The sequence below is a fragment of the Brevibacterium salitolerans genome, assembly GCF_039531405.1.
Taxonomy (GTDB): domain Bacteria; phylum Actinomycetota; class Actinomycetes; order Actinomycetales; family Brevibacteriaceae; genus Brevibacterium; species Brevibacterium salitolerans.
Genome location: NZ_BAAAPZ010000017.1, coordinates 250,272 through 272,181, shown reverse-complemented (window position 1 = coordinate 272,181; position 21,910 = coordinate 250,272). Strand labels below are relative to the sequence as shown.

21 protein-coding genes and 1 tRNA gene are annotated in these 21,910 nt (G+C 69.6%); 12 read left to right on the top strand and 10 right to left on the bottom strand.

Going from position 1 to position 21,910, the window contains the following annotated elements:
* Nucleotides 1-26: 26 nt before the first annotated feature.
* Both ABD240_RS14445 and ABD240_RS14440 read right to left on the bottom strand, forming a co-directional pair.
* Nucleotides 27-809, bottom strand: coding sequence for a DedA family protein (locus tag ABD240_RS14445; RefSeq protein WP_344338011.1), 783 nt, complete (start codon nt 807-809; stop codon nt 27-29).
* A gap of 83 nt (nt 810-892) precedes the next feature.
* Nucleotides 893-1,621, bottom strand: a complete 729-nt coding sequence (locus ABD240_RS14440; RefSeq protein ID WP_344338009.1) for a FadR/GntR family transcriptional regulator — start codon at nt 1,619-1,621, stop codon at nt 893-895.
* 187 nt (nt 1,622-1,808) lie between these two features.
* Here ABD240_RS14440 and ABD240_RS14435 point away from each other — a divergent pair, with 187 nt between their 5' ends.
* The 4 genes from ABD240_RS14435 to ABD240_RS14420 all read left to right on the top strand — a co-directional run bounded on the left by ABD240_RS14435 (nt 1,809) and on the right by ABD240_RS14420 (nt 5,176).
* Nucleotides 1,809-2,585, top strand: a complete 777-nt coding sequence (locus ABD240_RS14435) for a crotonase/enoyl-CoA hydratase family protein (protein ID WP_291798934.1) — start codon at nt 1,809-1,811, stop codon at nt 2,583-2,585.
* Nucleotides 2,582-3,736 carry an acyl-CoA dehydrogenase family protein gene (locus tag ABD240_RS14430; protein WP_291798931.1) on the top strand — a complete coding sequence of 385 codons (1,155 nt, stop codon included), beginning with the start codon at nt 2,582-2,584 and terminating at the stop codon, nt 3,734-3,736. The genes ABD240_RS14435 and ABD240_RS14430 overlap by 4 nt, the downstream gene beginning before the upstream one ends.
* Nucleotides 3,736-4,983, top strand: a complete 1,248-nt coding sequence (locus ABD240_RS14425) for an acyl-CoA dehydrogenase family protein (protein WP_344338007.1) — start codon at nt 3,736-3,738, stop codon at nt 4,981-4,983. The genes ABD240_RS14430 and ABD240_RS14425 overlap by 1 nt, the downstream gene beginning before the upstream one ends.
* A gap of 120 nt (nt 4,984-5,103) precedes the next feature.
* Nucleotides 5,104-5,176 (top strand) — tRNA-Gly (locus ABD240_RS14420).
* Between the two features lie 85 nt (nt 5,177-5,261).
* Here ABD240_RS14420 and ABD240_RS14415 read toward each other — a convergent pair.
* The 3 genes from ABD240_RS14415 to def all read right to left on the bottom strand — a co-directional run bounded on the left by ABD240_RS14415 (nt 5,262) and on the right by def (nt 6,946).
* Nucleotides 5,262-5,684, bottom strand: coding sequence for a YccF domain-containing protein (locus ABD240_RS14415; protein ID WP_291798926.1), 423 nt, complete (start codon nt 5,682-5,684; stop codon nt 5,262-5,264).
* Between the two features lie 73 nt (nt 5,685-5,757).
* Nucleotides 5,758-6,243, bottom strand: coding sequence for an inner membrane protein YiaA (gene yiaA, locus ABD240_RS14410; RefSeq protein ID WP_291798923.1), 486 nt, complete (start codon nt 6,241-6,243; stop codon nt 5,758-5,760).
* Between the two features lie 106 nt (nt 6,244-6,349).
* Nucleotides 6,350-6,946 carry a peptide deformylase gene (gene def / locus ABD240_RS14405; RefSeq protein WP_344338006.1) on the bottom strand — a complete coding sequence of 199 codons (597 nt, stop codon included), beginning with the start codon at nt 6,944-6,946 and terminating at the stop codon, nt 6,350-6,352.
* Nucleotides 6,947-7,092: 146 nt separating this feature from the next.
* On the opposite strand from def, the gene ABD240_RS14400 reads away from it, so the two are divergent.
* From ABD240_RS14400 to epsC, 3 genes are all read left to right on the top strand, one after another.
* A complete protein-coding gene (locus ABD240_RS14400; protein WP_291798919.1) occupies nt 7,093-8,367 on the top strand; it encodes a hypothetical protein in 1,275 nt (424 codons plus the stop codon).
* 396 nt (nt 8,368-8,763) lie between these two features.
* Nucleotides 8,764-9,693 (top strand): cysteine synthase A, encoded by a 930-nt coding sequence (gene cysK / locus ABD240_RS14395; RefSeq protein ID WP_291798917.1) that lies wholly within the window; start codon nt 8,764-8,766, stop codon nt 9,691-9,693.
* Between the two features lie 7 nt (nt 9,694-9,700).
* Nucleotides 9,701-10,390: a serine O-acetyltransferase EpsC gene (gene epsC, locus ABD240_RS14390; RefSeq protein ID WP_291798914.1), complete on the top strand. Its 690-nt coding sequence runs from the start codon at nt 9,701-9,703 to the stop codon at nt 10,388-10,390.
* 51 nt (nt 10,391-10,441) lie between these two features.
* Here the strand turns inward: epsC and ABD240_RS14385 are convergent, their stop codons facing one another.
* From ABD240_RS14385 to ABD240_RS14375, 3 genes are all read right to left on the bottom strand, one after another.
* Nucleotides 10,442-11,320 carry a DMT family transporter gene (locus ABD240_RS14385; RefSeq protein WP_344338002.1) on the bottom strand — a complete coding sequence of 293 codons (879 nt, stop codon included), beginning with the start codon at nt 11,318-11,320 and terminating at the stop codon, nt 10,442-10,444.
* 280 nt (nt 11,321-11,600) lie between these two features.
* Nucleotides 11,601-13,226 (bottom strand): solute symporter family protein, encoded by a 1,626-nt coding sequence (locus ABD240_RS14380; protein ID WP_291798909.1) that lies wholly within the window; start codon nt 13,224-13,226, stop codon nt 11,601-11,603.
* On the bottom strand, nt 13,223-13,597 hold the full coding sequence (locus tag ABD240_RS14375; RefSeq protein WP_291798906.1) for a DUF485 domain-containing protein: 375 nt from the start codon (nt 13,595-13,597) through the stop codon (nt 13,223-13,225). The genes ABD240_RS14380 and ABD240_RS14375 overlap by 4 nt, the downstream gene beginning before the upstream one ends.
* A gap of 343 nt (nt 13,598-13,940) precedes the next feature.
* Between ABD240_RS14375 and ABD240_RS14370 the strand changes: the two genes are divergently transcribed.
* From ABD240_RS14370 to ABD240_RS14355, 4 genes are all read left to right on the top strand, one after another.
* The gene (locus ABD240_RS14370; RefSeq protein ID WP_291798903.1) at nt 13,941-14,984 is read left to right on the top strand and encodes an ABC transporter substrate-binding protein; all 1,044 of its coding nucleotides are present in this window, start codon (nt 13,941-13,943) and stop codon (nt 14,982-14,984) included.
* 83 nt (nt 14,985-15,067) lie between these two features.
* Entirely contained in the window at nt 15,068-16,096 is a 1,029-nt protein-coding gene (locus tag ABD240_RS14365) for a FecCD family ABC transporter permease (protein ID WP_425547044.1), read from the top strand.
* 95 nt (nt 16,097-16,191) lie between these two features.
* Nucleotides 16,192-17,274 carry a FecCD family ABC transporter permease gene (locus tag ABD240_RS14360; protein ID WP_425547042.1) on the top strand — a complete coding sequence of 361 codons (1,083 nt, stop codon included), beginning with the start codon at nt 16,192-16,194 and terminating at the stop codon, nt 17,272-17,274.
* The gene (locus ABD240_RS14355) at nt 17,271-18,116 is read left to right on the top strand and encodes an ABC transporter ATP-binding protein (protein WP_291798898.1); all 846 of its coding nucleotides are present in this window, start codon (nt 17,271-17,273) and stop codon (nt 18,114-18,116) included. Before ABD240_RS14360 ends, ABD240_RS14355 begins: the two co-directional genes overlap by 4 nt.
* A 4-nt stretch (nt 18,117-18,120) precedes the next feature.
* Here ABD240_RS14355 and ABD240_RS14350 read toward each other — a convergent pair whose 3' ends face one another.
* Both ABD240_RS14350 and ABD240_RS14345 read right to left on the bottom strand, forming a co-directional pair.
* Nucleotides 18,121-19,293, bottom strand: coding sequence for an acyl-CoA dehydrogenase family protein (locus tag ABD240_RS14350; RefSeq protein ID WP_344337998.1), 1,173 nt, complete (start codon nt 19,291-19,293; stop codon nt 18,121-18,123).
* A gap of 39 nt (nt 19,294-19,332) precedes the next feature.
* Nucleotides 19,333-20,886 carry an AMP-binding protein gene (locus ABD240_RS14345; protein WP_291799496.1) on the bottom strand — a complete coding sequence of 518 codons (1,554 nt, stop codon included), beginning with the start codon at nt 20,884-20,886 and terminating at the stop codon, nt 19,333-19,335.
* A gap of 147 nt (nt 20,887-21,033) precedes the next feature.
* Here ABD240_RS14345 and ABD240_RS14340 point away from each other — a divergent pair, with 147 nt between their 5' ends.
* Nucleotides 21,034-21,690 (top strand): TetR/AcrR family transcriptional regulator, encoded by a 657-nt coding sequence (locus ABD240_RS14340; protein WP_291799494.1) that lies wholly within the window; start codon nt 21,034-21,036, stop codon nt 21,688-21,690.
* Nucleotides 21,691-21,910: the final 220 nt, after the last annotated feature.

Sequence of the window (21,910 nt, the reverse complement as noted above, 5' to 3'; positions counted from 1 at the left end):
CTCGTCCGTCGTGAGGTGGGCCGGGCTCAGGCTTCGGACTCGTTCCCGGAGCCGGCCTCGGCGGCGGTCTGCCGGCCGGCCTGCTGCTTCCGTGACTCCCGCCAGAACGTCCAGGCGAACAGGAGCACGATGAAGCCCAGCGTCACCCACAGGGTGTACTTGTCGATGATGCCCAGCACTTCCACGGCGGCCTCGCCCAGCTGGTAGCCCAGCGTCGTCCAGATGAGTGTGAAGAGCAGTGCGCCCAGCAGATCTGCCGTGAGGAACAGCCAGAGCCGCATGCGGCTCCACCCGGCCACCAGCCAGACGAGCGTGCCGGGGATCCCCGGGCAGCGGGAGACGAGCGTCATGAGGAACAGAGCCCAGTCGGGGATGCGCTTGAGCTGCTCGATCCGGCGCCTCTGGCGCTCATTGGACGCGAAGAGGTTGAGCACCCCGTCGCCCCAGCGTCTGCCCGCCAGCCAGAAGACCCAGTCCAGCTTCGCCATGCCGACGAAGCCGGCGAACACCACCAGCCACAGTGGGATCTCCCCCACCCGGGCGTAGGCGGCGGCCGCCACGATCGAAGTCTTGGCCCCGTTGATGAATTCCTGCAGCACCGGGGCATTCACGAGCATCCAGGGACGCAGCGGCATGAGGGCCAGATAGATGATCGGCACCCCCAGGACGATGAAGAGCAGCGCCTTGTCCAGTCGCTTCGCCTTCCCCTGCCAGGGCTTCACCTGTGCCCAGGGGTCCTCCGGCGTGTCCTCCGCGGTGCCCGCAGGTGCGTCCTCGGGCGTCTCCTGCCGGGCGTCGTCATCGCTCATGTCCACCATCGTAGAGTGCAGGGTCGGCATGAGAGGAGAAGCCTGCTTGAGACGCCTGCGGTTCTCGATACAGAGTGATCCCCTCAGAAATCCTGCCAGACGATGGGGCGCTCCAGTGCCTCTGGGTGCGTCTGGGTGAGGTAGTGGAAGTACTCATCGATGTGCCGGCGCATCGAGGCTTCCGCTTCCAAGGGGTCCTGCGCTGTGAGGGCGTCGAGGATCGCCTGGTGAGCCTCGACCACCGCAATGCGACGCTTCTCCGGGTAGTCGACGCCTATTGCACTGCCGTCGAGCAGATTGAGCAGTGCCTCGATGGTGGAGTTGAGGAGCGCGTTGCCGGACCCTGCGGCCACGAGCGAGTGGAACTGCTTGTTGGTCTCGAGGAACACGCTCTGGTCGTCGATCCCCTCGCGCATCACGGTAACGCTGTCCGTGAGCTCCGCCAGCAGCTCCGGTGACATGCGCGTGGCGGCCAGCTGTGCCAGCAGCGGTTCGATCCCGAGACGTGATTCCGCGATGGCGCGATAGGGTGCCTGCTCGAACTGGAGCAGCAGGGTGAGGGTCGTCTCCAGGCTGGAGCTGTCCGGCCTGCGGATGATGGGGCCACCGCCGGGGCCGGGCTTGAGGGTGAGGACGCCTTGGATCTCCAGGATGCGCAGCGATTCGCGCAGGGTGCCGCGGCCCACGCCGTAGTCGGCCAGCATCTGGTGCTCAGGCGGGAGGCGGTCGCCGGGCGCCTTGTGCTCACGGCTGATGTCCGCGACGATCCGCTGCGCCACCAGTACCGCGGTCTTGGGGGGCCGCGTCCGCATTCTGCTCATGCTCTGTCCCGTTTCTGCCGATCCCGTCTGTGCACTCGTCATTGTGCCGAGTCGTCTGGGCTGACGCCTCCGGAGGAGTGAGGATTGTTGACAATCCCTGATAATGAATCGCTAGGATAGCCGATGGTGACGCCGTGCGGGTGACGAAGCCCGCTCCACCTGAGGAAGGACGCCTGACATGGACTCTCCCCTGGACGTCTCCCGGCTCGGAGCCGTGGAGATCTGGACGATCAACCGGCCGGAATCCGGCAACGCGATCACTGGCAGCGATTTCGCAGACAGGTTCGAGCGTGCCGTGGACGAGGCCAACGCGGACACCGAGGTGAGGGCGGTCATCCTCACCGGAGCGGGGAAGATCTTCACCGCCGGCGGAAACGTCAAGGAGATGGCGGACGGTGAGGGCATCTTCGGGGAGGATCCGCAGGTGCAGCGGCAGGCGTACCAGACGACCATCCAGCGACTGCCGCGAGCAGCGACGCGCTTGGAGGTGCCGATCATCGCGGCCGTCAACGGCGCGGCCGTGGGTGCGGGCTGTGATCTTGCCATGATGTGCGATATGCGCATCGCCTCGGAGAAGGCCTCCTTCGCGGAGAGCTTCGTCCAGGTGGGTCTCATTCCCGGAGACGGCGGCTCATGGTTCCTTCGGCAGGTCGTGGGGCATGCGCGTGCGGCGGAGATGACCTTCACGGGTGATCGCGTGGATGCCGCGACCGCGCTGGAGTGGGGGATGGTGAGCCAGGTGGTGGCCCCCGAGGATCTGCTCACGGCTGCCCATGCACTGGCCGACCGAGTGGCGAAGAACCCGCCGCACCCGCTGCGCATGGCCAAGCGTCTGCTCAACGAGTCCCGCACCGCCTCGCTGGACACGGTGCTCTCCATGGCGGCGGCCATGCAGCCGCTGGCGCACATGGATCCGGAGCACCATGCGCGCGTCGCGAAGTGGAAGACCACATGAGCGCTGCCACTCGCCTGTTGCCGCGTGTCAGGGCAGAGGCGCCTGCGCTGCGGCGGCTTCGCGACGAAGTGCGGGAGTTCCTCGCAGAGCAGCGCGCGACAGGCGCTTTCACCCCCACCGCTGACAGCTGGCTGACGGCCTGGGACGAGGACTTCTCCAGAGCACTGGGGGCGCGTGGTTGGCTGGGTATGACACTGCCGCAGCAGTACGGCGGCCACGGTCGCAGCTTCGAGGAGCGCTTCGTGGTCACGGAGGAGCTGCTGGCGGCAGGTGCACCGGTCGCCGCGCACTGGATCGCAGACAGACAGAGCGCTCAGTCGATCCTTCGCTTCGGCAATGAGAAGCAGAAGCAGAAGTACCTGCCCGGGATTGCGCGCGGCGAGGTCTATTTCGCCATCGGGATGAGCGAACCCGAGTCAGGGTCCGATCTCGCGAGCGTGAGGACTCGTGCGGTCCGGGTGGAGGGCGGCTGGTCGGTCAGCGGCAGCAAGGTGTGGACCTCGGGTGCGCACCGTGCGGACGCATTCATCGTCCTCGTCCGCAGCGCTCCGCTGGACACGGCACATCGGCACGCAGGACTGAGTCAGTTCATCATCGATTTCGACCAGTCCGGTGTGGATGTGCGCCCCATCGTGTCGATGAACGGTTCGCACCATTTCAACGAGGTCTTCCTCGAAGACGTCTTCGTCCCGGATGACATGGTTCTGGGGGAGCCGGGAGACGGTTGGATGCAGGTCACCTCGGAGCTGGGGTTCGAGCGGAGCGGCCCGGAGCGACTGCTGTCGACGTTCCCGCTGCTGTCCGGACTGGTGGACGAGGCGCGTGACGGGAACGCGCTCGCCTCGCCGGACATCGGCCGGGCAGTGGCGCGCACGGTGGGCCTGCGGAAGATGTCCTCGGCGGTCGCCGGCGCATTGGAGCGGCGCGAACCCGCCGACGTCTCGGCCGCGCTGGTGAAGACCGTCGGCACCACCGCCGAGGGCGACATCGCCGAGCTCGCCGATTCCCTCATCGGGGATGACACCGCGGTGTCCGCGGAGTTCGCCGCTCAGGTGCAGCGTGCCGTTGACCAGCGTCCCGGTTTCACTCTCCGCGGGGGGACGAACGAGGTGCTGCGTGGTGTGATCGCACGGGGCCTGGGGCTGCGGTGATGAGAAGCAGCAGGACGGAGACGAAGAGGGCGGAGACGGGCATGCCGGAGACGGACGGAACGAAGGCGGAGAACCTCGGTTCACGCGGGGGCGGTATCGGAGACGGAGGATCATTGAGCCTGCAGGCGGCTGGGCTGGAGGCAGATCCCGATCTCGTGGATCTGTTCGAGTCGGTGTTTGCGCGGTACGCGGAGAACCGGCAGACAGCCTCGGCTGGAGCCACCGTGCCTCATTCCGCTGCGCCCGAGGCCGGCCTCGACGTGGCGCTGTGGGCGCAGCTGGAAGAACTGGGCCTCACACGGCTCACTGCCGCAGAAGAGGCCGGAGGGAGCGGCGCGGGCTGGGCCGAGGCCGCAGAGCTCCTGAGCGCGGCTGCTCGTCATGGCGTGAGGGTTCCGTTGGCGGAGAACGACCTCCTTGCCGAGTGGCTGCGTGAGGTTGCGGGACTGACGGCGGCAGACGCACATCCGGACGATGCTTCGGGAACGGTCGACTCCTCGACGACTGGAGCAGGAGCGTCCGGCAATGCGGTGCGCACTGTGGCAGTCCTCGACGGCTCCGGTCGTGCCGCGCACGTGCCGTGGGCCAGTGCTGCGGACAGCATCCTGCTGGTGTGGGAGGACCGCGGGCGGCATTTGGTCGCTGAGGTGGCCGCAGCTTCCGTGGTGATCACGCCGGGACGCAACGCCGCCGGGGAGCCGCGCGATGCGATTGCGGCAGACCTGAGTGCGCTCGTCGGTACGGAGATCTCTGCGGACGTCGTGGAGCAGCTCCGTTTGCGCAGTGCACTGGTGCGTGCCGTCCAGGTGTGTGCGGCACTGGACACGGCGCTCGACCTCTCGGTGGGGCACGCAGGGGCACGCACGCAGTTCGGCAGGCCGCTGGCGAAGTTCCAGGGCGTGCAGGCGCACCTGGCAGACATGGCGGCAGAATGCGCCCTGGCACGTGCAGCCACGGAGTCGGCACTGCTGGAAGCGGTGGCCACGGAATGGAGCAGTGAGAACTTGGGCTTCCTGGTGGCGGCCGCACGGTCATGCGTCGGCCATGCGGCCTCGGCGGTGGTCCGCAGTGCGCATCAGGTGCACGGGGCGATCGGCACGACGCTGGAGCATCCTCTCCATCTGAGCACGCGCGCGGCCCTCACCTGGCGTTCCGAATACGGCTCGCTGGCATCGTGGGACCGGCAGGTGACGGAAGCCGCGCTCGCAGCAGAACCCGGCGGGCTCTGGGAGCTCGTGACAGGCTGAGCGGATGTGCCCGCTCATTTCGCTGAGGCGAGTGCGGGCACATCCGCTGCGCGCGGTTCACCGGATGTGCGTTCAGCGAGGCGACGGAGTATGCTCATGCATGTTCGCGTGAGAGCGCGTGCGGATGTAGCTCAATTGGCAGAGCGTCAGCTTCCCAAGCTGAAGGTCGCGGGTTCGATCCCCGTCATCCGCTCAGGGAGAAGGGCCCCGGAATCGGTGAGATTCCGGGGCCCTTCAGTCGCATTCGCGCGGAGCCCCTTCAGCCGGGCCTTCCGCTCTCACGCCCGCGCCGTCGGCACCATCCGGGAGCGGGAATCGGCGGAGGAGACGACCTCCTTGCCGAAGGGGAAGCAGGTCACCGGAATGAGCTTGAGGTTCGCCCAGGCCAGCGGCAGGCCGATGATCGTCACCGCCTGCGCCACCGCCGTGACGACGTGGCCGAGGGCCAGCCACCAGCCGGCGATGACGAACCAGATGACATTGCCGAGCGCGCCCATCGCACCGGGCGTGCGTGACTCCACGACCTCACGTCCGAAGGGCCACAGCACGAATCCGGCGATCCGGAACGAGGCGACGCCGAAGGGGATCGTGACGATGAAGATGCAGGCGAGGACACCCGCGACGACGTAGCCGAGGAACAGCGACCAGCCCGCGGTGAGCAGCCAGATGATGTTGAGGATCAGGGAGATGAGTGCGCGCATGTGCTCACGATAGTCGGGCGAGATGGGTAGCACCTGGCCGTGGGCTGAGCTGAAGCCGCGCGGTCGGCAACCGTCAGTAGTTGCCCGCGTATGGGTTGTACGGAGGTTCCAGCGGGGGTTCCGCAGGAGGCTCCTCGTCCTCATCCGGCTTGAACTGTGCGAGGTCCCGCACGTTCTTCTGCACCGCGATCGCCGCGAAGATGCTCAGCGCGAACGCCATGGCGTAGAAGCCCTTCTCGCTGAGGGACAGGCTGCCGGCGTTCCACAGACCCACTGCCAGCAGAGTCAGCGTGAGAACGACGGAGAACCATGCCAGCCCGTAGTAGAGATTGGTGACGGGGATGTCGTCGGCCCGGTCGCGCACGGTCTTCTGGAGGGAGACTGCGGCGAAGAGACCGAACATGAGAACGGTGAAGTAGTAGCCCTTCTCGTTGAGCTCCATCTCCGCGTTCCAGAGCCCGATCAGAAAGGCTCCCATTCCCAGCAGCAGAGCTGCCCATGAGGCGCCTATGAAGGCAGGAGTGGGCTTCTGCGGCGCCTTTGCCTTGTGGGGGTCCATGCTGCGGTTCCTCTCGATGCGGCCCGTGTCCGGGCCGGAGTGCACGCCCTTCTGCGCATGGGCAGTGCTTGACAGGAAGCGTAGCCGGGATCGGGACGATTCGCCCTCAGTCCTCCGCGGTATCCAGGTCGTGTCCGAAGGGGTCCGGGTCCACTCCCGGCATCCACGACTGTCCGGGCACGTCGTAGCCCTCCGCCTTCTGCGCACGCTTCCAGCGCCGCTTCCACTTGTCCTGCAGACGGTCCACGTAGAGCGTGCCCTGCAGATGGTCGTACTCGTGCTGCATGATCCGGGCGAACCAGCCGGTCACGGCCAGGGAGACGGTCTCCCCGTTCTCGTCCACGCCCGTGATCGTCACCTTCTGGCTGCGTTTGAGCGGGAAGTCCAAGGCGGGCACGGAGAGGCAGCCCTCGGACTCCGTCTCCGGGTCGGGGCGGCCCTCGGGCACCTTGGATCCCACCAGGACGGGGTTGATGAAGACTCCGCGACGGCGGACGCGCGCGTCCTCGTCGTCCGCGTCGTAGACGAAGATCTGCTTGCCCACGCCGATCTGCGGTGCTGCCAGGCCCACTCCGTTCGACACCGCGAGGGTCTCGTACATGTCTGCGACGAGGGTGCGGAGCTCGTCGTCGAACTCCGTCACGCGCTCGGCCCGGCGGTGGAGGACGGGCTCGCCGTACACGACTATGGGATGAATAGACATGCGGGCAATCGTATCCGGCAGCAGGCGGCGAGTGCCCGTGCGCACGGCGTGAGACATGCCGGGCGTGACGCATCTCAACCGCACGGCCCGCTGTCCACGCCTCGAACTCCACGTGGTCGGCCGCCCGCTTGGCTAGACTCGCGAGAATGTCCAGTGCTTTCGGTATCCCCGCAACCGGCCCGGAGATCGCTCCGGGCGTCGAACACAACCCGGAGCTCTCGCAGGAGAGCCTGGAAGAGCTCACACCGTTCCTCGAGGAGGAGGGGATCGACCTCGACGATCCCTCCAGCATCGACCCGGACCGGCTCGACGCCGCACTCGCCCGCGCCACCCGCAGACGCAACGACCTCCTCTTCTCCGCGGAGGGGGAGCGCCGCCTGCAGAGCATCGCCCTGCTGGGTGAGATCGCCGAGGCGGTGATTGCCGGTCAGCTGCCCGTCGCCCAGGCGCTCCTGCGCGCCGTGGAACCGGATCCCACCCCGGCGCTGCCCTCTGTGGCGCAGGTGATCGGCACGGCGCTGGAGCTCATCGACACCTGGCACGCAGACGCGGAGCTCACTCCCGCATCCATGCTCATCCCGGTGCCCAAGGTGCCCAAGAAGACCGGCTGGGATCGGCGCTCGCGCAACGCGGCCGTCGACGTGCTCGCCATCGCCCGCAAGGGCCGTGCGCGTGACTCGCTCGGCAGCCTCATCCTGCGCTACGCCGGCACCGCGGTCCTGGAGGGCAGCGCGCTCGCCGTCACCGGATTCTTCCTCGCCGCCGCGAAGCGCACCGGCGCTGACGCTGCGGCGCTGGGCCAGGAGCTGCTGCTCCGCGAGGCTCCGGGCGTCACGAGCCTCAGAGAGGTCTTCTCCGCCCCGGAGCCTGTGCGTGCGGATTCCCTCGCAGCTCCGGCATCTGATCCAGAGCTGCGGCCGGAGACCGTTCGGCCGCAGGAGAGCGCAGGCCGGGTCAGCACGGCACCGGCGGCTGCGGCAGAACCTGTGCCCGAGGCCGTGGAGGCGCAGGCGAACGCGTCCCCCGAGGTGCCTGTCGCCTCAGGGACGGAAGCGGTCCCGGGCGGGGAGTCCGATTCCGGACATGCAGCTCCCGCAGCCGCTGAGGCTCCTGCCGCTCAGGGTGAGGCCGTCCTCGCGCTCTTGGAATGGATGGGTGCCGGGCAGCCCATCGCGCGCTCCGGCGGGCTGCGCCGTGCGGACATCGAGCCGGTGGCGGCACTGCTGGGGATCAACGCCAAGGGTGTGAACCGGCGCGTGCAGAACGAGCCCGGAGACTCCACCGTCTACGCCATGTCCATGGCTGAGGTGCCGGAACTGGCGAGCTGGTGGCAGGAGCTCCTCGACTCCCAGATCATCGAGACCACTGCGACACGGGTGAAGCCCGGTCCGGCAGCCACCTCCCTGCGCGAAGGCGCCTGAGCGCTGCGGCTGCGCCACCCTGCACCTCGCCGGCCCGGTGCGCATGTCGTGTGCACCGGGCCGGCTGCGCGTGGACACTGAACTGGTTCCGCGTCACCCTCACGTCGGACGATGCGGTGTGACTCCCGCGGTGTGACCCCACGGGAACAGATCCGACAGTGAGACGGTTAGGATCGTCAGTACGCACGACAATCAGCAGCTGAAGCCATTGGCTGGTGTATGAGCGGGGAGCTCGACGCCGCCTGGCCGTCCGTTCTCCGCGCGTCATGATGAGACCCATCTGCGCCCGTCCCACCGTGCGCTCGCCACCGGTCGTCCGGCAGCAGGCGCACAGGGGGCGGGACCTCACGGGACCGCAGCCAGCGGCCCAACCGCGAAGGAACGGAAGAAGGACTTATGACCATTCACTCTGATGTCACACAGATCGTGGGCGGGACCCCTCTGGTCCGCCTCAACAAGGCCAGCGAGCGCACCGGTGCGGAGATCGTGGCCAAGCTGGAGTCCGCCAACCCGGCCAACTCCGTCAAGGACAGGATCGGCGTCGCCATGATCGACGCGGCGGAGAAGTCCGGCCAGCTGCAGCCCGGCGGCACCATCGTGGAGGCCACCAGCGGCAATACCGGCATCGCGCTGGCGATGGTGGGAGCGGCCCGCGGATACACCGTGATCCTCACGATGCCGGAGTCGATGTCCAAGGAGCGCCGTGCGCTGCTGCGCGCGTTCGGTGCGACCCTCGAGCTCACGCCCAAGGCCGAGGGCATGCGCGGTGCGGTGGAGAAGGCGGAGTCCCTCGCCGCGGAGGGCGCCGTCCTCGTCCGTCAGTTCGCCAACCAGGCCAACGCCGCCATCCACGAGGCGACGACCGGACCGGAGATCCTCGCGGACACGGACGGCTCCGTCGACGTGTTCGTCGCGGGCATCGGCACCGGCGGCACCCTCACCGGGGTGGGCCGGGCGTTCCGGAATGCCGGTGTGAAGGCACACCTCGTCGCCGTGGAGCCCGCCGCGTCGCCGCTCCTGAGCAAGGGCGAGGCCGGTCCCCACATGATCCAGGGGATCGGTGCCAACTTCGTGCCCGAGGTGCTCGACACGGAGATCTACGACGAGGTCCAGGCCGTGGAGAACGAGGTCGCGTTCACCACCGCACGCCAGCTCGCCAAGGACGAAGGCCTCCTCGTGGGCATCTCCTCCGGTGCAGCGCTCTCTGCGGCCGAGGCCGTCGCCTCCCGTCCGGAGTTCCAGGGCAAGCGCGTCGTCGTCGTCCTCCCGGACTTCGGTGAGCGGTACCTCACCACCCCGCTGTTCGCGGAGTACATGGACGCGTGATCTCCTCATGAGTGCACCACTGCGCGGACTGGGCCGCACGGCCCTGCGCGGCGCGCTCCTGGTCGCGGGTGCGGCGGCCGCCTACGGGCTGTCCCGCCCCGCCGTCCGGCAGACGCTGCGCGAGGACCTTGACACCGCACGACGACGCGACCCGGCCGCTCGCAACGACCTCGTGATCGCGGCCTCCTACCCCGGCCTCCACGCGATCTGGGCCCACCGCGGGCTCCATCGGATGTGGAACCTGCCCGCGGGCCGCGGACAGGCCCCGGCTCGGCTGCTCTCACAGGCGGTCCGGACGCTCACCGGCGTGGAGATCCATCCCGGCGCCAGGATCGGCCGCCGCTTCTTCATCGACCACGCCAACGGCGTGGTGATCGGGGAGACGGCGGAGATCGGCGACGACGTCATGCTCTACCACCAGGTGACCCTGGGCGGCCGGTCCATGAAGCAGGAGAAGCGGCACCCCACCGTCGAGGACGGCGTGGTGATCGGCTCCGGCGCCAAGGTGATCGGCCCCGTGGTCCTCGGCGCCGAATCCGCCGTGGGGGCCAATGCGGTGGTCGTCCGGGACGTCCCGGCCGGAGCCACCGCGGTGGGTGTGCCGGCCCAGGTGAAGTTCCCGCGTTCCCGTCCCGCCGACGAGGAGGGGCATCTCACTCCGGACGGCGTGCTCACGGATCCTGCACTCTGGATCTGACCGCGTGAGAGCCCGGGCCGCCCGGACTCACTGCCCTCATCGCAGCGGGACTCAGCCCGCTGCGATGAGGGCCACCCCGGCCACCACCAGCGCCGCACCCGCGAGCCGGGAGGCCAGCCCCCGTTCGCCGAAGAGGATGCGGGCGAGGACGAGTCCGATCACCACGCTCGTCTCCCGCAGCGGCGCGATGAGCGAGACCGGAGCCTGCTGCATGGCGAAGAGCACGAGGATGTAGGCGGCCGGTGACAGCACGCCCACGGTGAGCACGGTGCCCCACCGCCGGGTGAGGAGGCCGCGCAGCTCGCTGCGCCTGCGCACGGCCACCGGTCCCAGCAGGAGGGCCTGCAGCGCGCTGCACAGCCAGAAGTAGAGGACCGGGCTCACCTCCCCGGCGCCCACCACATGATCGTCCCAGAGGGTGTAGCCGGCGATGAATGCGCCGGTGAGCAGGCCCCACAGGAGCCCCCGTCGCAGCGTGGCTGGGTCGGGGGAGCCCGAGACGGACGAACGGCCCTGCAGGGTCACGATGACGATGCCCGCGACGATGCCCACCGCACCCGCCGCCGCCCACACTCCGGGTCGTTCGCCCAGCACCGCGACCGCGATGAGGAGTGTGAGCGCGGGTCCCGTGCCCCTGGCGACGGGATAGACGACGGAGAGGTCTCCCTGCGCATATCCCTTCTGCAGGCTCACGCCGTAGCCGATGTGGAGGAGCGCCGTCACGACGGCCGCGGCGAGGACGCGAGGTGTGAGAGCCTCCGGATCCCGGAGGAGCAGCACCGCCGCCGGGCCGGTGAGCAGCACCGCCCCCGCCGCCTGGTACGCCCACACGAACAGGGCGCCGGAGCCGTCCGCCCGCTTGGCGGCGATGTTCCAGACGGCGTGGAGCACGGCCGCAGTGAGCACCATGCACAGGACGGCCGCACTCAACGCAGGCTGCTCCCGGCCTCCGGGCTTCCCGGATGAGGGCCACCCACGGGGGGCTGTCCGTCCGAGGAGCGCGGACGGAGGGGGGAGAGGGGCGGGAGCGGTGCGGTGGTCATCCTCCCCAGTCTGCCAGGGGAGGGGCACCGGTGGAGAGGCGGGCGCGGACGAGTGCCCACGTCGCCCGAGCGGTTCAGCGAGAACGGCTGGGTGACGTGGGCACTCGAGAACGGGAGCGCGGTCGAAGGCCCGGCGGCTGGAGCCCCGGCGGCCGGGCCCCAGACGCTCAGTGCTCCACGGGCGGCTCCGCGCCGTGGCCGGTGAGCTCTCGCACCTCCATTTCCGCGGCGAGCTCCGGGCTCTCCGTGCCGGAGTCCGTGAGGGAGCCCAGCCAGCCCAGCAGGAAGCCCAGGGGGATCGAGACGATGCCCGGATTGGACAGCGGGAAGAGCGCGAAGTCCACCCCGGCCCCCAGCATCGAGGTCTCGGAGCCGGAGACCACGGGGGAGAAGGTGATGAGCAGGACGCAGCTGATGAGTCCGCCGTACATGCTCCACACCGCGCCCCGCGTGGTGAATCGCTTCCAGTAGAGGGAGTAGAGGATGGTGGGCAGGTTGGCGCTCGCCGCCACGGCGAAGGCCAGCGCCACCAGGAAGGCGACGTTCTGACCCTGCACGCCGATCCCGCCGATGATCGAGATGGCACCGATCACCAGCACCGTGATCTTCGCGACCTTCACCTCCTGCTTCTGGTCCGCCTTCCCCTTCCTGAACACGCTGTTGTAGATGTCGTGGGCGAACGACGCCGAGGCGGTGATGGTGAGGCCGGCGACCACCGCGAGGATGGTGGCGAAGGCCACGGCGGAGATGAAGCCCATGAGCAGCGGTCCGCCCAGTGCCTGCGCCAGCAGCGGAGCGGCGGAGTTCTGCCCGCCGGGCGCCGCGGAGATGACCTCGGGGCCCACCAGCGCCGCGGCACCGTAGCCCAGCACCAGGGTGAAGAGGTAGAAGACGCCGATCAGCCAGATCGCCCAGACGACGGACTTGCGCGCCTCGCGTGCCGTGGGGACGGTGTAGAAGCGCATGAGCACGTGCGGCAGCCCCGCCGTGCCCAGCACGAGCGCGAGCGCCAGGGACACGAAGTCGATGGGCAGCGCTCCGTACTGGATGCCCGGAGCCAGGAGGGCCTCGCCGTGCGGCGACATCTCCACCGCCTGGTCCAGCAGCGCGCTGAAGTCGAAGCCCTTGAGCGCCAGCACCCAGATCGTCATGACGAAGACGCCGGCGATGAGGAGCACCGCCTTGATGATCTGGACCCAGGTGGTGCCCTTCATGCCGCCGATCAGCACGTAGAGGATCATCACGGCGCCCACGACGGCCACCACCACGGACTGCCCCACGCTGGAGTCCACGCCCAGGAGGAGTGAGACGAGGCCGCCGGCCCCGGCCATCTGGGCGAGCAGGTAGAAGAAGCAGACCGCGAGGGTCGTGATGGCCGCGGCCATGCGCACGGGGCGCTGCTTGAGGCGGAACGAGAGCACGTCCGCCATCGTGAATTTGGCGGTGTTGCGCATGAGCTCCGCGACCAGCAGCAGCGCCACCAGCCAGGCCACGAGGAAGCCGATCGAGTAGAGGAATCCGTCGTAGCCGTTGAGGGCGATCGCTCCCACGATGCCCAGGAACGAGGCGGCGGAGAGGTAGTCGCCGGCGATGGCGAAGCCGTTCTGCGTGCCGCTGAAGGAGCGGCCGCCCGCATAGTAGTCAGCGGCGGACTTGTTGTTCCTGCTCGCGCGGAACACGATCACCAGCGTGACGGCGACGAACGCCAGGAAGATGGAGATGTTGAGGACGGGGTTGTTCTCCGTCGTCTCCGCGGCCTGTGCGAGGACGGGCTGTGCGAGTGCCTGAGTCATGCGGCGGCCTCCTGCTTCTCCAGGTCAGCGCGGATCGCCTCGGCCTGCGGGTCGAGGCGGCGGTTGGCGTACATGACGTAGGCGGTGGTGATGACGAACGTCGTGACGAACTGCAGGAGCCCCAGGAGGATGCCCATGTTGATCGTGCCGAACACGGGCCGGGCCATGAATTCGTGGGCATAGGCGCCCAGGAGGACATAGGCCGCGTACCAGAGGAGGAAGAACACCGCCAGGGGGAAGACGAAGCTGCGGTGGGTGCGCCGAAGGCCGCTGAAGGCAGGGGACTCCTGCACGGCGACGTAGTCGACGCCCGGGCCTCCCGCCGGCGGGCCGCCGGGGGAGACGCTCTCCGGAGGTCTGTGATCTGTCATAACCACTCCGTTGTGTCGATGGACATCGGGGCCGAGGTGCCGGCCCGGTCACAGCAGACTGCGCAGTGACCTGGAGCACAGTGTGTACGAGCAGTGCGACCCTCGCAACAGATCGAGCGATCAGTGCGGAGCCGGGCGAGGTCGCAGGACGACCTGCCGTTCCTGCCGCCCGGGAGCGCTGAGACGCGCGGCGGCACTCCTGCGCATCTCGAACAAATTAAGGCAAGCCTACCCTAATGATGTACGCTGTCCTCCGTGCTCGCGTCGCTCGACTTCGAGCATGATGATCTTTCCTAATGCAGTTCTGATGAGGGCCGCCGAGGCCCCGAGGAGACGACCGCTCATGCACACCACTCGCCGCACCGTCCACGGCACCGCTGCGGCCCTCGCCGCGTCCGCACTCGTCCTCTCCGCCTGCTCCGGGTCCGGAGCTGCGGAGGAGGACTCCGGGGCGGCCTCGGGCGAGGGCTTCCCCGTCACCGTCGAGCACGCCTTCGGCGAGACCACTGTCGAGGCCCCGCCGGAGCGCGTTGCCTCCGTGGCCTGGGGCAACCACGAGGCGGCGCTCGCCCTCGGGGTCGTCCCCGTGATCATGGAGAAGGCGACGTGGGGCGACGACGACGGCAACGGCGTCCTGCCCTGGGTCGAGGACAAGGTGGAGGAGATGGGCGCGGAGATGCCGGCGACCTACGATCCCACCGACGGCATCGACTTCGAGGCCATCGCGGACGCCCAGCCCGATGTCATCCTGGCCGGCTACTCGGGACTCACCCAGGAGGAGTACGACACGCTCAGCAAGATCGCCCCGGTGGCGGCCTACCCGGACACCCCCTGGGGCAGCACCTGGCAGGACACCCTGCGCATCGACGGTCAGGCGCTGGGCAAGGAGGCCGAGGCCGAGGAGGAGATCTCCCGGCTCGAGGGCGTCATCGACGAGAAGGCGCAGGCGCGAGAGCACCTGGCCGGTGCGGCCGGCGCCTACGTCTACGCCGAGCCGACGGATCTGAGCTCGATCTCCCTCTACACCACCCATGACCCCCGGGTGGCCTTCCTCGAGGAGCTGGGCATGGAGACGCCGGCGGCCGTGGCGAAGCGCAGCGAGGAGACCGAGGAATTCATGTTCTCCGAGTCCGCTGAGACCGCGGCGGACTCCTTCTCCGACGTCGACGTCGTCCTCACCTACGGCGGGGACGCCGAGGCGGCCGACCTCCTCACCGGTGACGCGCTGCTGAAGAAGATCCCTGCGGTGGAGCAGGGCGCGATCGCGAAGATCCCGGCCGACGGCCCCGTGGCGGCCGCGCTCAACCCCTCGCCGCTCAACATCGAGTCCGCGCACATGGACGACGCACTGGACGCCGTCGACGCCGCGGCCGCGCAGAGCCGGTGACGCAGACGGGCGCGGGGACCGGCGGCACGCAGGCGGCGGGCGCACGGGCGGAGGCGCCGGCCCGGGACGCACGGGCGGAAGAGCTGCGGGACGGCGCGGAGGAATCGCGCTCCGGTCCTGCGCCCACCGTGCGGGTTCTCGCGCTCGCCGGGATCGTCGCGGTCCTCGTCCTGGCGGCCCTGGCCTCGGTGGCGTTCGGCGCGAGGACCGTCGGGTTCGACGACATCCTCTCCGCGCTCGGCGGCGCGCAGGACACCGTCGCGCAGGCCGCCGTCGCCAAGCGCATCCCGCGCACCCTGCTGGCCCTCCTCGTGGGTGCCGCCCTCGGCACGGCGGGCGCCGTCCTCCAGGGAGTGACCCGCAATCCGCTCGCGGACCCGACGATCTTCGGCATCAACAACGGGGCCGCGCTCGCGGTCGTCGTCGGGATCACGTTCTTCGGACTCAGCAGTCCGCACGGGTACATCTGGGTGGCGCTCACCGGTGCGGCCCTCACCGGCGTCCTCGTGTACACGATCGGTTCGATGGGAGGCGGCGGCTCCACGCCGCTCAAGCTGGCGCTGGCGGGAGCGGCGACGACCATCGCGCTGTCCTCGCTCTCCTCGGCGATCATCCTGCCGCGCGCTCAGGTGATGGACATGTTCCGCTTCTGGGAGATCGGCGGAGTGGGCGGCGGCACCTACGAGTCGCTCGCCCGCGTCGTTCCGTTCCTGCTGGTGGGCTTCGTGCTCTCGGTCCTCTCCGCCCGAGGCCTCAACTCGCTCGCACTGGGCGATGAGATGGCCCGCGGGCTGGGGGTGAGCGTGGGGCGCACGCGGATCCTCGCCTCGGCGGGCGCCGTCATCCTGTGCGGGGCCTCGACCGCGGTGGCCGGTCCGATCGGGTTCGTCGGCCTGGTGGTTCCGCACGTGTGCCGGCTGCTGTTCGGTCCCGACCACCGCTGGCTGCTGCCGCTGTCCGCCCTCGCGGGTGCGGTGCTGCTGACGGTCGCGGACGTGCTGGGGCGCGTGGTCACGCGTCCGGAGGAGCTCGAGGTGGGCATCGTGACGGCCTTCGTGGGTGCGCCCGTCTTCATCCTCATCGTGCGTCGCATGAAGGTGCGTGAACTGTGAGCGGCCGGTCGTCGAACGCACAGGCCACGCGCGCCGCGGTCACACGCACCGTGGTCGCACGCACCGTGGTCGCACGCACCGAGGGCCCGGGTCACGTGAACGCCGGCCCCCCGGACGCGGGCAGCCCCCTGGGCTCCGCCACCGCGGCCGTCGCAGCGGGCCGGCGCTCGCGGAGGCGCAGGTACGCGTGCGTGTGCCTGGGCCTGTCGCTGCTCGTCGCCGCCATGCTCGCCGTCTCGCTCATGTGCGGCCACACCGCGTATTCGCCGGGGGAGGTGCTGCGCGTGCTCGCGGGACGGACCGTGCCGGGCGCCAGCTTCACGGTGGGCGAGCTCCGGCTGCCGCGGGCGGCCACGGGGCTGCTGGCCGGTGCGGCGTTCGGCATGGCGGGGGCGACGTTCCAGACGATGCTCGGCAATCCGCTCGCGAGCCCGGACATCATCGGCATCACCTCCGGGGCCTCGGCGGCCGCGGTCTTCTCCATCGTCGTCCTCTCGCTCTCGGAGACCGCGGTCTCGCTGGTGGCGACCCTCGCCGCGCTCGGTACGGCGGGCCTCATCTATGCGCTGTCCTACCGCGGCGGCATGTCCGGCACGCGGCTCATCCTCATGGGGATCGGGATCGCGGCGATGCTCAAGGCCTTCGTCTCCTGGACGCTGGCGCGAGCGGCGCAGTGGGACCTCCAGGTGGCGACGCGCTGGCTGCACGGGAACCTGCAGAACTCGACATGGGAGCAGACGCTGCCCCTGCTGTGCGCGGTGTTCCTCGCCGGCCCGGGGCTGTTCCTGCTCTCGCGCCGGCTGGACACGCTGCGCATGGGGGAGGAGGCCTCGGCGGCCCTGGGTGTGCCGGTGGAGCGGACGCGGATCATGCTCATCGTGCTGGCGGTGGTCCTCATCGCCTTCGCGACGGCGGCGGCCGGGCCCATCGCCTTCGTCTCGTTCCTCGCCGGTCCGATCGCCGCGCGCTTCCTGCGCGGCGCGGGCCCGCCGCTGCTGCCGGCGGCCCTGGTGGGCGCGCTGCTGGTGCTCGCCGCGGACTTCGCAGGGCAGTTCGCCACCGGGGTCCGCTTCCCGGTGGGCGTCGTCACGGGCGTGGTCGGAGCGCCCTATCTCATCTATCTGCTCGCCCGGACGAGCCGGAGCGCGCGCTCCGGCGTGACAGGAGGATCCCAGTGACCGCAGGGAAGGACGTCCGGGCGCAGGCCGGGCCCGCCGCACACCATTCGCTCCGGGCCAGCGGTCTGAGCCTCACCTACGGCGACCGCTCGGTCATCTCGGACCTCGACCTCGAGCTGGAGCCCGGGCAGATCACGGTGATCGTGGGTGCGAACGGGTGCGGCAAGTCCACGCTGCTCAAATCCCTGGCGCGGCTGCTCGCTCCGGCCGAGGGCACCGTGCTGCTGGACGGGAAGTCCATCCACGCACTGCCCACGAAGGAGGTGGCGCGGGTGCTGGGACTGCTCCCGCAGTCCCCGCTGGCGCCGGAGGGGATCGTCGTCTCCGATCTCGTGGGCCGCGGACGGCATCCCCACCAGGGCCTCTTCGCCCGCTGGACCGCGGCGGACGACGAGGCCGTGGCCCGTGCCCTGCTGCGCACCGGCACCGCGGACCTCGCCGAGCGGCCGGTGGACGAGCTCTCCGGCGGACAGCGGCAGCGGGTGTGGATCGCGATGGTGCTCGCGCAGCAGTCCGCGCTGCTGCTCCTCGACGAGCCCACCACGTTCCTCGACGTCACCCACCAGGTCGAGGTGCTGGACCTCCTCACCGACCTTAACCGGAGCGAGGGCACCACGATCGTGATGGTGCTGCACGACCTCAATCTCGCCGCCCGGTACGCCGACCGGCTCGTCGCGGTCCACGGGGGCACCGTGCACGCCCAGGGGACCAGCGAGGAGGTGCTCACGGAGGAGACCGTGCAGCAGGTGTTCGGCCTGCGCTCCCGTGTGATCGGCGATCCCGTCTCCGGTCGGCCGCTGGTCCTGCCCCTGGGCAGGCACCACTCGGCGGCGGGCGGCTGAGGCCTCAGCCCTGCAGCAGCGCCTTTGCGATGCCGTTCTTCTGGATCTCGTCCGAACCGGTGAGCATGCGGAACATCCGCACCTTCCGCCAGATCCACTCGATCTCCGCGCCGTGGACCATCCCGGCCTTGCCGTGGAGCTGCAGCGCCATGTCGACGATGGAGAAGGCCTTCTGCGCGACGAAGAGCTTGCACATAAATGCCTCGGGCATGATGTCCTCACCCCGGTCGAGCGCGGCGAGCGCGTCGTAGGTCATCGAGCGCGCCGCATAGTAGTCGGTGGTCATCTCCGCGAGCGTGTGCTGCACGGACTGGAGGCCGGACATGAGTCCGGCGGCCACCTGCCGGGAGGAGACGAAGTCCAGCGTGAGCGTGAGGACCCGTCGCACCTGGCCGAGGACGGAGGGGCAGTGCAGGAGCCTGTTGGTCGTCACCCGCCCCAGGCCGATCCGCAGTCCCCGGCCCTCCTCGCCCAGCAGCTGGCTCCGCTCCACGCGCACGTTCGTGAGCTCGATGTCCGCCTCGATGTGCTGGCCGGACATGGGCGTCTCACCGGGCAGGACGCGTACGCCGGGGGAGTCGAGGTCGACGAGGAAGGCGGAGTAGGCCTCCTCCGTCCCCGCCATCCGGGCGATGAGCACGGAGAAGTCCGCGAACGGTCCTGCGGAGGAGAACACCTTCCTCCCCGCGATGCGCCATCCGTCGCCGTCCGGCGTCGCGGTCGTGGTCATGGCCCGCACATTGGAACCGGCGTCCGTCTCCGTGAGCGAGAAGCAGCAGGCGCGCTCACCGCGCACCACGGGGAGCAGGTAGCGCTCCACCTGTTCCGGAGTGGCGTACCGGAAGATCGCCCCCGCGCGCAGCGGTCCGCCCATGTCGCCCAGGACGCTCTGGGAGAGGACGCGTCCGGAGGCCGCGACCTCCTCCTTGAGGACGGCGAGCTCGGAGTGGCTCAGTCCCTTCCCGCCGTACTCCTCGGGCAGATGCACGCCGTAGAAGCCGAGCTCGTACGCCCGCTTCCACACGGGCTCGAGCACGCTGCGGTCGTAGGGCGTCTCCGGCCCGAGGCCGAGGCGGGCCTCGTACTCCGCGAGCTCGCCGTCGAGATAGCGCCGCAGGTGGGTCACCGTCTCTGCGAGCGGGTGGTTCGAGTAGTCGGGTGCGAGTGAGAACGACATGAGTGCTCCATTCGGGTGGGGAGGGGTGGGCGGACGTGCTCAGACGGCTCTCTCCGCGCCGGCCCAGTAGCCTGCGCGGACCTGCCTGCGGTCGATCTTGCCGTTGCGGTTGACCGGGAGCGTGGAGACGAAGTCCACGCGCCGCGGCTTCTTGAAGCGGTCGAGGCGCGTGCCGCAGAACTCGATGAGGGACTCAGGGGTGGGTGCGGCGCCGGCCTTCGGCACCACCACCGCGGTGACGGCCTCGCCCCACTGCGCGTCCGGGGAGCCGACCACGCAGACCTCGTGCACATCGGGATGCTCGTACAGCGCGGCCTCCACCTCGGTCGAGTAGATGTTGAAGCCGCCGGAGATGATCATGTCCTTCTTCCGGTCGACGATGAAGACGTAGCCGTCGTGCCGGATGTATGCGATGTCGCCGGTGCGCACCCAGCCGTTCACGAACGTCTCCGCGGTGAGCTCCGGTGCGCCCCAGTACTCGTGCACGCAGTCCGGCCCGCGTACGGCGAGCTCGCCCAGCTCGCCGGCGGGCACCCGCCGGCCGGCGTCGTCGAGGACCGCGACCTCGGAGTCGAAGACCGCCCGCCCGCAGGACAGCAGGATCTCCGGATCCTCCTCGATGCCGCGGACGATGTCCTCCCGGCTGAGGGTGGTCACTCCGCTGGTGGTCTCGGCCTGGCCGTAGCCCTGGGCGATGATCGGCCCGAAGGCCGCCACCGCCTCCCGCAGACGCTGCGGGCTGACCGGGGCTCCGCCGACGGTGAGGCTCTCCAGCGTCGCCACGTCGCCGCGGTCGACCCCGTGGTCCAGGAGGGAGTGGAGCATCGTCGGGACGACGAAGGTCGAGGTCACCCTCTCCTCGCGCACCAGCCGGAAGAATCCGGCAGGGTCCCAGCGGGGCAGGACGACGATGGTGGTGCCGCGGGAGAGTGCGGCGAGGATCCCCATGCCGGAGGCGTGGGTGATGGGGCCGGCGACGAGGTAGCGGGGTTCGGCAGCGGCGTCCCCGGGGCTCATGAGGCGCTTGCGCATGTTCGCGAGGCGGTTGCCCACCGTCTGGATCGCCGCCTTGAGCTTCCCGGTGGAGCCCGAGGTGAAGTTGAGCACGCAGGGATCGGACTCCTCCGCGTCGATCATGACGGCCTCGGCGGGCGTGCCCTCGCCTGAGGCGAGGAAGCTCCGATAGCCCTCCGGACCGTCCTCCCCGAGCACCACGAGGCGCGTGTGCGCGCCGCTGCGGGTGATGGCCTCAGCCGCGGCCTCCCGGTGCTCCTCGTCCGTGAAGAGCACGCGGACACCCGCGTCCCCGAGGATGTGGGCCGTCTCCTCGATTCCCAGACGGGCGTTGATCGGCACCCGCAGGGCGGAGAGCCTGTACAGCGCCGCCTCGATCTCCACGAGTTCGCCCGTGTTCCCGGCATAGGTGGCCACCGGCGTGCCCCGTCCGGCGCCGAGGCCCGCGAGTGCTCCGGCGAGAGCCGTGCTGCGGGCGTCCAGCTGGGCGAACGTGAGCCGGAGGTCCCCGGCGACGAGCGCCTCGCGGTCCGGCCAGTGCTGCGCTGCGCGGGCGATGTAGTACCCGAGGTTGAGCATGGGGGTCTTCTCCTCACGACGGTGTGACTAAAATCAGACACAGTGTACAACTTTGGTCGCCGCCGTCCAGAGGGGATGATGCATTCAGGTGCGCAGGGCCCCTGCCGGTGCCGGCAGGTGGGGCTGACGGGACGGAGGGGAGATTCCATGGCGGAGAATCGCAGGACGCGAAGGACGAAGAGGGCGCTCAAGGAGGCGATCGTCTCGCTCGTCCTTGAGCGCGGATACGAATCCGTGACGATCGAGGACATCACGGAGGAGGCGGACATCTCCCGGGCGACGTTCTACGCCTACTTCAAGGACAAGCAGGCCCTGCTCACTCAGATCGTCCTGGATCTGCAGGAGGGGCTGCGGGAGAGGCTGGCGGATCTCCGCCTCCGGGAGCGGTCGTACTTCTCCGGCGATGCCGTGCGCATCCTCTTCGAGCATGCGGCTGAGGAGCGGGACGCCTACCGGGTGATCCTGCGGGGCGAGGGCAACGGGATCGCCCTGCGGAGGTTCGTCGACGAGCGCACGGCGTCCTCACGGGCGATCTTCGAGAAGCGCGCGGAGCTCACCGGGGCGCAGTTCCGGCTGGACCCGGAGATCCTCACCCGTGCCTGGGTGGGGGAGCAGGTGACGGTCCTCCAGTGGTGGCTGGAGCCCGAGGTGCCTCCCATGAGCGCGGCGGAGGTGGCGCGGATCCTCACGGACCTCTCGATCCACGGCCGCATGTGGGCGAGCGGATTCGACGCCGTGCCCGAGGTGCCGAAGGGCGAGCTCGGGCAGCCGCTGAGTGCGGAGCCGGCGAGCCCGGGTCCCTGAGCGGCTCGCCTCCCTCTGCGGGCGGCGACGCGTCCGCAGAAGGGGCGAGCCGCGGCGTCCGTGGCCGCAGGCGCTGCGTGCGGCTCTGTCCCGCCTCACCCGTGCCTCCCGGTCGATCTGGCGCCCCCTCCGCGTGAGGGGGCGCCTTCTGCGTGCCTAGGCCACGCGGCTTCAAAATCTTGACATGCTGTCTGAAAAGCAACATTATGTTCCTTGACAC